12 protein-coding genes are annotated in these 12,502 nt (G+C 57.2%); 4 read left to right on the top strand and 8 right to left on the bottom strand.

Features of this window, described 5'->3' with window-relative positions:
• Positions 1–4 precede the first annotated feature (4 nt).
• Positions 5–301, bottom strand: a complete 297-nt coding sequence (locus tag R5C80_RS01810; RefSeq protein ID WP_209418738.1) for a hypothetical protein — start codon at positions 299–301, stop codon at positions 5–7.
• 1 nt (position 302) lies between these two features.
• A complete protein-coding gene (locus R5C80_RS01805; RefSeq protein ID WP_319049564.1) occupies positions 303–728 on the bottom strand; it encodes a hypothetical protein in 426 nt (141 codons plus the stop codon).
• A 195-nt stretch (positions 729–923) separates the two neighbouring features.
• Between R5C80_RS01805 and R5C80_RS01800 the strand changes: the two genes are divergently transcribed.
• Both R5C80_RS01800 and R5C80_RS01795 read left to right on the top strand, forming a co-directional pair.
• Positions 924–1,307, top strand: coding sequence for a hypothetical protein (locus R5C80_RS01800; RefSeq protein WP_209418740.1), 384 nt, complete (start codon positions 924–926; stop codon positions 1,305–1,307).
• A gap of 98 nt (positions 1,308–1,405) precedes the next feature.
• Positions 1,406–2,458 (top strand): site-specific integrase, encoded by a 1,053-nt coding sequence (locus R5C80_RS01795; RefSeq protein WP_282853811.1) that lies wholly within the window; start codon positions 1,406–1,408, stop codon positions 2,456–2,458.
• 85 nt (positions 2,459–2,543) lie between these two features.
• On the opposite strand, the gene R5C80_RS01790 is transcribed toward R5C80_RS01795, so the two are convergent.
• From R5C80_RS01790 to R5C80_RS01775, 4 genes are all read right to left on the bottom strand, one after another.
• Positions 2,544–3,047, bottom strand: a complete 504-nt coding sequence (locus tag R5C80_RS01790) for a hypothetical protein (protein ID WP_209418744.1) — start codon at positions 3,045–3,047, stop codon at positions 2,544–2,546.
• A 32-nt stretch (positions 3,048–3,079) separates the two neighbouring features.
• Positions 3,080–3,376, bottom strand: a complete 297-nt coding sequence (locus R5C80_RS01785; protein WP_209418746.1) for a hypothetical protein — start codon at positions 3,374–3,376, stop codon at positions 3,080–3,082.
• Between the two features lie 26 nt (positions 3,377–3,402).
• The gene (locus R5C80_RS01780) at positions 3,403–4,248 is read right to left on the bottom strand and encodes an alpha/beta hydrolase (protein ID WP_319049563.1); all 846 of its coding nucleotides are present in this window, start codon (positions 4,246–4,248) and stop codon (positions 3,403–3,405) included.
• A gap of 78 nt (positions 4,249–4,326) precedes the next feature.
• Positions 4,327–6,915 carry an autotransporter domain-containing protein gene (locus R5C80_RS01775; RefSeq protein WP_319049562.1) on the bottom strand — a complete coding sequence of 863 codons (2,589 nt, stop codon included), beginning with the start codon at positions 6,913–6,915 and terminating at the stop codon, positions 4,327–4,329.
• Positions 6,916–6,936: 21 nt separating this feature from the next.
• On the opposite strand from R5C80_RS01775, the gene R5C80_RS01770 reads away from it, so the two are divergent.
• Together R5C80_RS01770 and R5C80_RS01765 are read left to right on the top strand one after the other, a co-directional pair.
• Positions 6,937–7,221, top strand: coding sequence for a hypothetical protein (locus tag R5C80_RS01770; RefSeq protein WP_319049561.1), 285 nt, complete (start codon positions 6,937–6,939; stop codon positions 7,219–7,221).
• A gap of 231 nt (positions 7,222–7,452) precedes the next feature.
• Positions 7,453–10,389: a hypothetical protein gene (locus R5C80_RS01765; RefSeq protein WP_319049560.1), complete on the top strand. Its 2,937-nt coding sequence runs from the start codon at positions 7,453–7,455 to the stop codon at positions 10,387–10,389.
• A 24-nt stretch (positions 10,390–10,413) separates the two neighbouring features.
• On the opposite strand, the gene R5C80_RS01760 is transcribed toward R5C80_RS01765, so the two are convergent.
• Positions 10,414–10,815, bottom strand: a complete 402-nt coding sequence (locus R5C80_RS01760) for a hypothetical protein (protein ID WP_209418755.1) — start codon at positions 10,813–10,815, stop codon at positions 10,414–10,416.
• A 303-nt stretch (positions 10,816–11,118) separates the two neighbouring features.
• Entirely contained in the window at positions 11,119–12,264 is a 1,146-nt protein-coding gene (locus R5C80_RS01755) for a DUF4113 domain-containing protein (RefSeq protein WP_413470259.1), read from the bottom strand.
• Between the last annotated feature and the right edge of the window lie 238 nt (positions 12,265–12,502).

The following is a 12,502-nucleotide window of genomic DNA, read 5'->3' as shown; positions in this document are numbered from 1 at the left end:
GGGACTACTCGGCGACGATCTGGGCCGGCCAGCGAGCGCTGCCCAGGGAGGACTGAGGGAAGCGGGTGACCCTTCCCTCAGCGCTGGTCAGGAGGTAGTCACCGGACATTGGCTCAATTCGGAGAGTGCCGTGCAACTCGCACTCGGCGCTGGCGCAGTTTCTCAATCTGACTGTGGCGTTTTCAGCTTCGAAGAACATTGCCGCAAGCCGGTCCATGTTCCAAATGGCGATCAAGCCAAGGATCAACAGCGGAATCACCACCTCGGTTTTGAAGCTTTTCAGCTTGTCACCACGCCGCACTTCAGGGCTTCTCCGGAATCACAAAGTCTCCATTCGGCCGGCGAAGCGCGACACGACTCCCATCGCGCAGGACGCTCCATTCCTCCTTCTTCAGGCTCCCGCCTGCAGCTACGTCGGGAAACTTCACGTGCACCTCGGTCGCTGTCGGCGAAACCTCAACGCATTCCTTGCTGTCCTCATCGGGAGTGGGACCGAATAACTTGGCCATAACGCCGCCCTGCGGTGGGCAAGCGTCTTCGCCGATGATCGGTGTGGACTTGCCGTCGATCATGACTTTGTAACCCGGAAAGAACACTAGGCTGATCGGCTTTTGCAGGTCCGGGTACTGGGCGATAAACGCCTGGCTGACATTGGCAGCCTTTTCGGTTACGGCATCACAGCCGGCTACCGATGCAAGTACGAGTGACAAAACGATGGAAGGTTTCATAGTCGTACTCAGTATTGGTTGTGCCGGTGATGATAACGGCCGACGTAAAGATTTCTCGGGGAAATGGCGGCCTGGGTGATCTCCTACAGGAGTGCGTGGACTGATGTTGGGATTCTTCCAGGTTTGGCTTCTGGCACGGTGAGGGGGCCGGAGAATGGTCGTCACCGTTCAACAGCACCTCAGAAGGAGCTCCAAATGACTGGCTTCACCTCCGGCTTCAATACCACCAACCTCAAGGTTCTTCGTGGTTTGATCAACAGCGCACTGGCCAACCTCCATCCCGAAATCAGCATTGAGGCTGGAAAAATCACCTACGACCCGCAGGGGACCTGCACGATCAAGGTCGAGGCCACGGTCAAGGGCGCAAAGTCCAAAGCCCAAACTGAACTCGAACAAGCAGCCAACCTCTACGGGTACGACGTGTCCCAAACTAAACCGCATACCAGCCTGGGCCCCTGCAAGCTGGTGGGTTTCAACTCCCGGGCCAGAAAGTCGCCATGGATCGTTGAGTGTCCGAAGGGGCGCTATAAGCTCGAAGACGATGTAGTTGAGCGGATGTGGGGCCAGAGCAAGCAATAATCACATTCGTCACGCGAGGGCGCTGCCAGGACCACTGGCAGCGTTCAAAACGCGCAGGTCTGCGTTAGGATGCTTAAACCCTTTCAGCGACCTTGACTATGAGTAAGCGACTCGACAGCGACAATGCCGGCAATAAGCTGATGGCCATGGACTTCGAGTTGAAGTCAGCCCTCATCGATAGCGCCGCAGGTAGCCCGAACACCGACAAGGCCTACCGGCAGGCTCGTGAGCATTTCAAAAGCAATGGGGGGCTACTCCCGGCCACCGAGGAAATGGTGGATCGGTACGTCCGTACTTTCGCTGGAGAGCTCTCAGTTAACACCCTGCAGTTGCGAGTTGCAGCCATCGCGAAGTGGCACCAAGAGTTTGGCTTCCCTGACCCAACCAAGGGTAAGGTGAAGCGCACTATGAAGGGCATCCGGGCGTTGTTCAACAAAGCGCCCAAGAAGGCCCTCCCCATCGCGATCGAGAATCTGCGCAAGATGATCGACTACCTGGACACGGCTGAGCGCGCCGCAATTTCTGCCGGCGATTTCGCCAAGCAGCTGGCCGCTTCACGCAATCGGGCGCTGGTGCTTATCGGCTTCTGGCGTGCCTTCCGGAGCGACGAATTGAGTCGGATCGAGGCACACAACATCACGGTGATTCCAGACCGGGATATGCGGATTTTCCTCAGAAAGACCAAGCATGACCGTGATGCGCTTGGCCAGGAATTCATCGTGCCGGCCTTAATCGAGCTTTGTCCCGTCAGGGCATATACGCATTGGCTCGAAGACTCTGGTATCCACTATGGGCCCGTCTTCCGACCTATCACCCGCTGGGGGCGGATGGCGGATGAGGGGCTGTCGAGCTCCGCCATCGGTCCCATTCTGCGTCGAGTAGCTGAAGCCGCCGGCGTAGAGCAGCGCTATACCAGCCACTCCTTCCGACATGGCTTTGCCAATTGGGCGATCGATGAGGGCTGGGACCTCATCAGCATGATGAGGTACGTTGGCTGGAAGAGTGTGCAAAATGCCCAAGGGTACGTTCAGCCCAAGTTCAATTTCGGCAAGCTCTCAATCGGTCAGCCGGCCCCGCTCAGCGCGCCGCGCTGGGAGCCTGGCCATGGTGAGGTCTTCCCGGGCATCGTGGAGCGCTTGGAAGATGATTAAAAAAATCGTGACATCTTGCCTAGCCACGCTGCCCCCAAGATCTAAATAGCCTCAAAGGGTTTTCGGTGGACCGTATCGTAGCAACTCAGGAGTTGTCTGCCTTTCGGCTCTCAACCTTGGGAACAACCCGGACTTTACAGCTCATCGTCGAAGTCGCTGATTCGAATTTGCAAGCCTCAACAAAGGTCAGTTTGTCCTTGTTGACTTGAGGTAGAACGTAAAAGCCAGAGGACTCGGGGTCAGCATCGAAGAACACCTGTTGGACGGGATTGAAAACGCCAGGTAGTGACTGCACGTACCACCAGGCGGCTAACGCGACGCCTGCGAGAGTCGCCAGATCCTGCAGGAACTTGAATCGCACGAGCAGGCTCAGCGCAACCAGCAATAGACCAGCGGCCGTCACCAGATAGCTCAGAGATACGGCCGGGCCGTATAGAGCCAGCAAGGTGAAGCCAGCGACCATAGCGAATGCTGCTGCGTATGCGACCTTCTTCAACCAGTACGATTTCCAACGGCACTCGAGTACGTAGAGCCATTCGGTCAGCCGCCTCCACTGGACGGCGATTTGATTCTTCAGTTTCTTCAACATCAGTGAGGATTTCCTTTCTGAGAATGATGGAGTTAGGGGAATCGAATGAGATCCGGCGGTAGGGAGACGTTGAAATGTTGTGCCAACCCGCCGCGGAATCGCTCCCATTCTTCGGCCGCGGCCGGTTCGTGAGTGCAGTCCAGGCATTGGCCCTCCCCCGCCATCTGCTCTGCAATCGTCCGGTGAAGGTCAATGCCGGCATGCTTGGAAAAGCGACCAACGCTGTTGCCGTCCGAACAGTTGACCCAGACGGTACCGCCGTCATGGCTGACGAGAACCTCGTAGATCAGTTCGCTGCCTTCTGGCTGGATGATGATCTGCTGTTGCATGACCGCGTCCTTCAAAGAAATTAGGGCTATTCAGCTTGGGATGATTGGGGGCTTCCGCTGATGTCGCACTTGAAAGGCAGATCCCTTACCGCACGCCATGCGTCGGCGTAGCCGCGGTCGTGAGACGCACCTGGCACCACGACGGTGGACAGGCATTTTGCCTGGACCTGCAGGCTATACGCTCGTACGACTTCAGCAGGCACCACCTCGTCGTTTTGACCGATCAAGTGCCTCTGGGGGATGCCGGCGAGGCGAGCCGAGTATTCCAGTGGCGACAGCGATCCGAGCAGAGGGGTGATGTTCTTGAGCTTCGTCCAGGTCACAGGATCGACATTCCCTGCGATGGTTTGAACTTGCCCAACGTCATCACGCTCGCCGGCGAGGATCAACGCTATGGCAGCGCCGCCGGAATATCCCACCAGGTCGAAGGACTCAGTCCGGTACCGGGTTTTCAGGTTGTTCAATGCGGAGTTCATGGCATCAACAGACGCCCGCCCAAAGCGTTCGGACGTCCAGAGCGCTGGTTTGCATGCGTCAGTGACGACGAACTGGCAAGGCCGGGCCAAGTACGCTGCTGGCGCGGGATCTTCAGCCGCGAATTGAGCCATCAGAGACGTGTGAGGTGTTGGATCTGTACTCGGTTGTGTTCGGGTGGCCCAGGCATGGCCATCGCCCTCGATATACACCCGAAGTGTGCGGTACCTGGTACCGGCGGGCACTAAGGCCTGGATATTGTAGGTGGATGAAGGCAATACCTCAGGGTGCAGCCTGGAGCCGCTCGAGATTTCCTTGAGGTTGACGTTGCTGGCGCAGCCTGAGAGGGCTAGGAGCGCGCCGGCGGCGAGGATAATGCGGTTAATGGCGCTGTACATCGGCTTTACTCGGTCACATGGACAATGGCCCGCACGAGGCGGGCCAATGTGATTTGCTTTTCGACTTCCTGGTATCGCTTAGAAGTCGTAGCGAGCTTTCAGCGTGAAGGTATCGGCGTTGAAGTCGGCTTTGCGCAGGTAGTTGTACGAGGCGCCGAAGGTCATGGCACCGACGCTGTACTCCGCGCCTACGCCAGCCTCGTAGCTGTTGCGAGTCGGCTTGGCGGCGTTGCTGACAAAGGCGTTGCCACCCAGGACGAATGCGCTTGTGGTGTCAGCCTGGTCGGCGGCGAAGTCGTGGTAGGTCATCAGGGTGACTTCCGGCTTCAGAGTGCCGTTGCCGACGCTGAAGTCCTTGGCGAAGCGCACACCTGCGCCCAGCTCGGCAACTTCGATGCGCTGGCCACCTACCGACAGTGCCGCGGAGGAGCCCTTCTCGGTGTAACCGTCGATCTTCAGGTTGCTGTAGCGCAGGGCTGCACGAGGTTCGACGATGTAGCCGTCACCCACGTTGAAGCCGTAGCCGCCCAGGACGTTCAGGCCGAACAGGTCGGAGTCGTAGTCGCCCTTCGCAGTGGTGCCAGCGATGTAACGCTTGGACTCGTTGTCGTTCTTGCCGTAGGTCAGGCTGGCGTCGACGAAGACTGGACCTTGTTTCCAGCTGCCGTAGGCGATCAGAGCCTGGCTCTTCACATCGGTGCTGTTGCCATCGTCGGAGTCGACATCGCTGGTGGCGTAGCTGTAGGCCAGACCGAGGGTGGTCTGGTCGTTCAGCTTGCCGTCGGCGCCGATGATGATGCCATCGGTATCGGCGTTGAAGCCTTCGATCTGATTGCGACGGTTCTGGTCAGCGTCGCTATGCAGTGCCTTGATCCATACACCGGTTTCCTGAAGAACGTCGCCGGAGGACATGCCGGACGAGGAGCCCAGGCGGGAGTTGATGGCGTTGGAAACCAGCGATTGGGTACCCATCGCAGCTTGGGTAGCGCCGCCGTTCACTTGGGGAGCCAGCTGCTCGGCCAGTTTGGCGAGCTCGGCCTCGGAAGCGTTGGCGAAGGCCTGGAAAACCTTGTCGTCGCTGCTCATGTTACCCATGACCGAGTCCACGAAAGGAGTGATGGCGTTCAGCGCGTTATTGCTGGAACCCTGGCCTTTCAGGATGTCATGAGCGGCACTACCGGTCTTTCCGGTAACGACAGCTGTGACCAGCTGCTGGCCGATTTCGTAGGACTTGACCTGCAGCAACGCGGAGCTGCTCTTTACCTCGAGGCCGGAGTTTTGAATGTCGTCTGCAGATACCAGGGTATAGGCAGTGCCCTGGCGGGTGCCGGTGAAGTCGCCCGGGTTGGCGGTGACATTCAGCTTACTGCCGGCGGCGAAACTGGCGGTACCGCCGACGCTGACCACCGGAGTGTTCACGTTGGTGCTGTCGCTCAGGCGGACCTGCAGAGCTGCGCCGGAGGCGATGCTCAGGTTGCCGGTCAGGTCGGTGTGCAGATTCGACAGGTTCAGTTGGCCGCCCTTGATCTGAACATCATCGGCTTCGATTTCACCACCGATGAAATTGGCGTTGCCATTGACCTGCATGGAGTCCAGGCCTTCGATGTCGCCGGCGATGGTACCGCCGTTGAAGCGAAGGATGGTCTGCATGTTGCCATCGATGGACTTCTCGCCACCCTGAATCAGGCCGCCGTTCTGGGTGATGATGAAGTGGTCGGTACCGCTGCCATTGCCCGGCCGATTGCCGATCTGGATGGCAATGCCATCGGCAACGATGTTGCCGCTGTTCACGATGCCGTTGTTGCCCAGATCGGAGTTGGGGCCGGTGGAGTCCATCACCAGGATGCCGCGGGAGTCGGCACCGCGAGCGATGATGAGGCCGGTATTGACGATGGCGTTGTAGTTGGTGTCGTCGACGGTAATGCCAATTGCATTGGCGCCGCTGGCAGTGATGCCTCCGCTGTTCAGAACGTCATGACCGAACTGCACATCGTCCAGCTCGATGCCTATGGAATTGTCGCCGGACACCGAGATGTTGCCCTTGTTTTCAACATCGGCGCCGATTTTGGTCTGGTTGTTCACGTCAGCGCCGTTGGAGAAGGCGGTGATGCCCTTCGCGCTTTCACCAGTCGCGACGATGTTGCCGCTATTGATGACATCGCCCGCCAGCTGGGTGTTGCCGATCTCGATACCACGGGCTTTGTCGGTTTCTACGCCGTCCGGATCATCCAGTACGTCGATATTGCCGTTGTTGATCAGGCTGTTGGCACGGACGCCGTCCATCACGATACCGACCGCACCGGCGCCGGTCAGATCGATGTTGCCGTTGTTGGTGATGTCGCCAGTGATTTCGGTTCGAGTGGCGTTCTGGTCGTCGCTGATGTCCAGGTCCAGCCCGTCGACAGCCGAGCCACGCGCCGTGATGTTAGCGTTGTTGACCAGGTTGCCGTTGATCTTCACGCCTTCAAAGCCAACCCCATCCTCGCCTTCGATGCGCTGAGCATTGCCAGTCAGGGTGACGTTGCCGTGTTCGCTGAGCGACAGGGATACTTCGGTATCACCGCTGACGTCCTGGGTCAGCTCGGTTACGCCCGAGGCAGCGTATACGTGAGTGCTTGCTGCGATCGATGCCGCCAGCAGAGTCTTGCGCAGGGTGCTCTTGTTCACAGGTACTTCATTCCTTGTCTGATGGTCTTCAGCCTCCTTGCACCTGACGAAGTCTCTACTTCGGGCATCGTAGCAGTGGAGGTGAATGGCCAGCATAACGAGGAAAGCATTGGATTCAAGCGAAGAGCAGTATTTTTTGACGTCACTTTGCCAGCAGTTCATTTCTCAGATTTGGGAATGAACCGCCTGAGTGTCCATGAAAAATCAGATGGTTACCGATGTAACCAATCAAGATCATCTGATTTTTGGCAGAAAATTGGCGCCCGATATTTGGATGTGAAGCTTTTCACAGATGGCATGGCCTAGTAATATCACTGCCCGATGTCTCATAGCAGACACATAAAGCTCCGCGCGTATGCGATTACGCAACCGTGGGGTCCGTTGAAATGAGGGGGGAGCAGTGCTCTCTACTAAAGCCGGTACCAGCCTGTGGCTCGGTTCCTTCGCCTCCATTCGCCGAGAGCGAAGGGACGGTTTCTGCTTTAGTAGAGCGCACCTTTTTGGGTGTTCCCCCCTGATCCATTGGAGGGGGGTACCATGCTGTCGAGTGCGACGATTTCTGTCGATGATCTTCAGGCCAGGGCGTTGGCCGCGGATGAGGCTGCAAAGCAGGAGTTTCGAAATAAGGTTCTCTCTTATGCGAACGACTACAGGTTCGCACTGAAAGAGGCCAGCCGCCTGTTAGGGGTTAGTGCCGGGTTCCTACGAAATTATGCCGCCCGGAACAACATCGAGTTCTCAGATCCTGATCTCCGGACCAAAGAGGAGAGCAAGTCGATCTTCAGGCAGTACGAGGAGATCCGCTTGTCCAAGGAACCCAAGCGCGTTGAGCCGCGTAAGCCATTGCTCAAGCCCGACGAACTCCAGTTACCGCCGCAACTCGACCTGCTTTCCAAGAAAGCGCACTGGGAACGCCAAAACAAGTTTTTGGAGCGAGTCCAGGAGCTGGCCAAGACCATGACCATGAAAGAGGTCAGCAAACTGGTTGGTGTCAGCCTTCGTTTCCTCAAGAACTTCTCCTACGAACACGACATTGAGTTCGTGGGTTCCAAAGCCCGGCCGGTTAATGAGGCGCTGTCCCCTGTCTTCATCGCCGAAGAGCCGCCTTGCCCCAAACTCATCGAGTTCCTGTCCCGCCCCATGCCTCGGGCAACCGACATCTGCGAGGACGAAATCACCGAGAGCGAAGAAGTCCCGAACACCGAGCTGGTCGACAGCCACGCGATCGTAGAGGACGTCACCACCCCCGAATCGAGCGAGTGCGCAGCAGCCACTGAAGCTCAGGTGGAGGTCGTTCAGGACCAGAGTGTGGGTGGGAATTCAGAGTTCGATCGTTATAGTCCGAAAGCTCCTGCACTCCGGAGTGATACCGACTTGAACATCCTTACCCTCCCCCACAATCGGGCTGATGAGACAATATCGACATCAGCTTCCGTTGACCAACTAACCGCCGCCGGAGCCTCTCCAGGCATCAACGGTGAGCGTTTACTGGGCAACCTTCCACTGCCAGCGACATTTGTGAAGCAGAGGAGCCAGGGTGCAGCCTGGACGGCCTGGTATGGTTCAGCAAAAGCGGTGGCCAGCGTATTTGAACAGATATGCAAAGCGAAGATCTCCGCCCTCGGCGATACGCGGATGCTGATGCGTGTACCGCCCCACGCCGCGCTGACCTCGTTGTTCATTTCTCCGCAGTGCTTCACCGCGATCGTGGACGCATTTCCGGCCGATGAAGCAGCCAATCTTTTCCCCGCTAGCCGCTTGGAGGCCAACCTCAAGCATTTGCTCGGTGCTGAAGTGGGAGAGATACGATCACTCAGCAATGGAGGTACCGCAGCGGAGGTTGCCCGGGCCGTAGAGTCGATCTGGCCTTGGACATCGCGTCTCCATGACCATGGCGGCTTTTCTCGGCACAACTGCGTAACCCTGCTAACGATTGGTGCACTGCTGAAGGCATTCCACCGGCCCAATCTCGCGTCGACGGATGGGTTCCGCATCGACATGGCCATCACGACACTTCTGTCGCTGCTTCCTGACCCGCTGGATCGTCTGATCGCCACGTCGTCGACACGGGTTCGGCAGATTGGATATGCGGGCCTAGCGGGAGTCGAGGTGGCTGATGAAGCTGGTGCTGGAGAGTTTTGGCAGGCGGTAGGGACTGAAACCTTTATTGCCTGTGTCAATGAGGTCAAACGGCGGGCTCCCAAAATTGAGTCGGGCCTCACTCGCGTTTCGTCTTCGGAGCTGAAGGTTTTCGAACTGGAACGAACGCTTTTGGCGGCGCGCCCCGACTCCCAGGTGCTACACGAAATCTACTCCAACTTTGTCAGTAATACCGGCTCGCCCAACTGGAACAGCTTGCTCGACTCTCTGGAGTCCTACTCGGCCACAACCGAGATTCCGTTGGACGCCAAAGTCTTCACCCGTGATCTGTTCAACAAGCCTATTCAGAAACTGCCGACTCCAACCCTGGAGGCAGTACAAATCTTGCGAAAAGCCATCTGTACCAGTCTTCTGCAGGAGGAGCCTCTGGCGTTCCAACAGCGTGCAGAGAGGCAGATGGACGCAGTCCAGAAGGTTCAGTCGCAAATCAAGGATCTGGGTGACAACCTGACCGCGGCGAACATGCTCAAGCTGGCTGATCTTGCAGAGCAAGGCCGGACTCAAATACTGGCGAGTCGTGAGTGGTTTGAATCGGAAATAAAGACCTACGCGGCCGAGGTTCAGCACTGGCGAGAGTTCTTCGCAGATTGGCAACGCCTGGCGGCTCCTGCGGAGCAACTCAAGGAGAAGGCCAAGTCTAAAGGCAAAGAGCAGCCCGTTCAGGTAGTGGAGCCTGTTCCCGAATCTGACGTGGTGAAGGAGCTGCGAAGTGAGCTCGCTGATGCAGAGGACCGTAACCAGCATCTCGAGCAAGAGCTGAAGGATGCGAAGAGCGAGGCTCATCGCCTTCGCCAGGTAGTGGATGCCCGGCCACTTCCCACTCAACAGTTCGCCCCTGTAATCGAGCCATCTCTCCTTCGCCGTATTGCCACCCGTAAGGGCTTCACTCCCGTCGACGTGCTTGCGTACCTGCAGGTGGTTTCCGGCGATCGTGTGGAGATCCTGGAGTCAGCGTGGAAGTCGGCGAAGGCGTCGGAAAAGTTTGCCTACTCCGAGCGCATGCTGGATCTGCTGGACACCCTGGTCAACCCCTACTTCGACTCCCTGGCTGCGGGCAACCCGGACTCTGTGTCACGCGAACTCCTTGGCGGCGCCTATGTCGCCAAGGAGTCGGATGCGACCAGCAATTGCGGCAAGATGCGCGCTCAGCGTGAGTTCATCTACCAGGGCCAGCGGATGTATTTCGAGCGTCATCTGAGGGTTGGCTCGGGCATCGGCAATCAGGTGTGTATGCGCATTTACTTCCAGATCATCGATTCGAAGATCGTCATCGCGTACGCCGGTGAGCATCTGGAGATTGCAAGCACAAATTGAGCGGTGATACCGCCTGGCTGGCCATCAATCGATGGCCGGCCGGAGCGAGAGTCTTTTCGGGGACGGTGCCCCCGATTTCCCCCCATGATTTTCCCTTGCCTTGAGTTTCTTCAGCGCCTGATTCTGTCGCTTCCGTTGCAGGAAGGTTCCCATTCCGCGATATTCCAGGAACAGGTCGAGGTCCTCGTCCTTGTTGGGCCGTATTAATGCTATGTAGCCTTTGGAAATGTAGCGTGCAGGCTTGTCCCCTCGCTTTCCCCCCAGCAGAAGGGCTTTGCGATCATGCTGAAGCACAAATCCGATGAAATGGGTTCCTGAAATCAGAATGATAGAGATCTCTACCTTGTGCTTCAGGCAGTAATCGAGATAGCGATTTTGCTCAACTTGGGAGCGATCAATCATTGGCGTTGGTGTCTGTTGGGGCATATACGTCCTTGTGCCCTTCACTGTGGTTTTCATCAGGCAGCATAAAGCCGCACCACCTAGCCGGGGGCGGCTTCTGAGCATTTTTCATACCGGATACTATCGGATTGCCATCGGTTTTTCCCCTTATCTCACATGCCAGAGGAGAAAAACCTAAGCGCCCCCTCTCTGTCTACGAACGGTCTGTAGAAGGTTTTCGGCAGGTTCGACCAAACCGCTAGAAAAGAATTCTACGGATCTCTGTCTGACAGGCTGATAATTGTCAATTAATCGGTAATTGCAGGGTTGCGGTTGACGATCGGTGTTTCAGCGGGCCCGAGGAAGCTCCCGCCAACTGGTCGTGTATGAGGGGGAAAGCATTTCGCGTCGCATCTCCCAGCCAGCTTCCATAGGAATTGACGCTACGCGCAAGGCCCCGCGTCCGAATCGTTCATTCACCAAGTCCATGGTGGCCATGAGACGATCGACGTTGCGCCGCGGTTGCGGGGCGAACATGTCGTGAGTCATACCCTCACGCTTGCTGAGTCGACAGAGCTGGATGCTGCATTTCGAATATGCGAACCCGGCCCGGTAGATATCGTGCAGACCTTGGTTCGCGGCCTGAATAAGGTCGCGGGTGTCTGCAGTTGGTGCTGGAAGGACAACACGGGCCCCGTTCCAGTAACGGTCTGCAGGATCGGCAAACTGGCTGGTTTGAACCGAGACAACGAGCTCGCGGCAGACGGAGCCCTGTTCCCGAAGTTTTTCCGCTGCGCGAGTGGTGTACGCGGCCGCTGCCTGGCGCAATTCCTCCAGGAGGTAGACACGCCGGCCGAACATCTTGGACGACATGATCTCTTTCTTCGGATCTGGTTCATCGTGCATCTTCAGCCACTGCTCGCCGCGGAGTTCCCGGGCCGTCCGCTCAAGAACCTTTGAGAACATCCTTCCGATGTGTCTCGGGTCCGCGTTGGCCAGGTCGAATGCAGTCTTGATCCCGAGAGAATCGAGTCGACTGGAGAGACTACGGCCCACCCCCCACACCTCGCCCACCGGCGCCAGTTTCATGAGCTTCTGCTGGCGCTGATGGTCCATCAGGTTCACCACGCCGCCGGTTGCCGGCCAGTTCTTCCCTGCCCACTGTGCGAGCTTGGCCAATGTCTTGGTCGGCCCGATGCCCACCCCAACTGGGATATTCACCCACTGTCGAACTCGCGCCTGAATATCCCGGCCCAACTGCTCCAGGTCGCCGGGCATTCCAGTAAGGTCACACCAACATTCGTCAACTGAGTAGACCTCGATGCTGGCGACCAGAGTGCTAATGGTTCGCATCACACGATTCGACACGTCAGCGTATAGCGAATAGTTGCTCGAAAAGGCTGTCACGCCCCTCTGATCGAGAAATCGCTTCACTTTGAAATATGGGTCCCCCATCTTTAGGCCCAACGCTTTAGCCTCCCGACTTCGAGCGATGATGCAGCCGTCGTTGTATCTGAATGATCCTAACAGTTAGTTTGTTGTAAGATATTGATTTATAAGGGAATTAACCCACTAACATTTTTTGATTATTTTCCTTCGTTCCTGATGGCGATACTCCTCGACTAAGCCTATTTCAGACGTGGCTTCGCAAAGCAGGGCGGCGGATCGCAATCGACGATAGCTTCACTGTATACTTTTGGCTCCGCATACCCCTTGAGCTACAGGAACACCA

The sequence above is a fragment of the Pseudomonas sp. On1 genome (assembly GCF_033783325.1).
This window is presented reverse-complemented; position numbering and strand designations above follow the sequence as displayed.

Excerpts from the sequence above, each read along its gene's own strand:
- R5C80_RS01795 (WP_282853811.1), top strand. The coding sequence starts at position 1,406 with ATGAGTAAGCGACTCGACAGCGACAATGCCGGCAATAAGCTGATGGCC.
- R5C80_RS01805 (WP_319049564.1), bottom strand. The coding sequence starts at position 728 with ATGAAACCTTCCATCGTTTTGTCACTCGTACTTGCATCGGTAGCCGGC.
- R5C80_RS01770 (WP_319049561.1), top strand. The coding sequence starts at position 6,937 with ATGGTCTTCAGCCTCCTTGCACCTGACGAAGTCTCTACTTCGGGCATC.
- R5C80_RS01765 (WP_319049560.1), top strand. The coding sequence starts at position 7,453 with ATGCTGTCGAGTGCGACGATTTCTGTCGATGATCTTCAGGCCAGGGCG.
- R5C80_RS01785 (WP_209418746.1), bottom strand. The coding sequence starts at position 3,376 with ATGCAACAGCAGATCATCATCCAGCCAGAAGGCAGCGAACTGATCTAC.
- R5C80_RS01790 (WP_209418744.1), bottom strand. The coding sequence starts at position 3,047 with ATGTTGAAGAAACTGAAGAATCAAATCGCCGTCCAGTGGAGGCGGCTG.
- R5C80_RS01780 (WP_319049563.1), bottom strand. The coding sequence starts at position 4,248 with ATGTACAGCGCCATTAACCGCATTATCCTCGCCGCCGGCGCGCTCCTA.
- R5C80_RS01760 (WP_209418755.1), bottom strand. The coding sequence starts at position 10,815 with ATGCCCCAACAGACACCAACGCCAATGATTGATCGCTCCCAAGTTGAG.
- R5C80_RS01800 (WP_209418740.1), top strand. The coding sequence starts at position 924 with ATGACTGGCTTCACCTCCGGCTTCAATACCACCAACCTCAAGGTTCTT.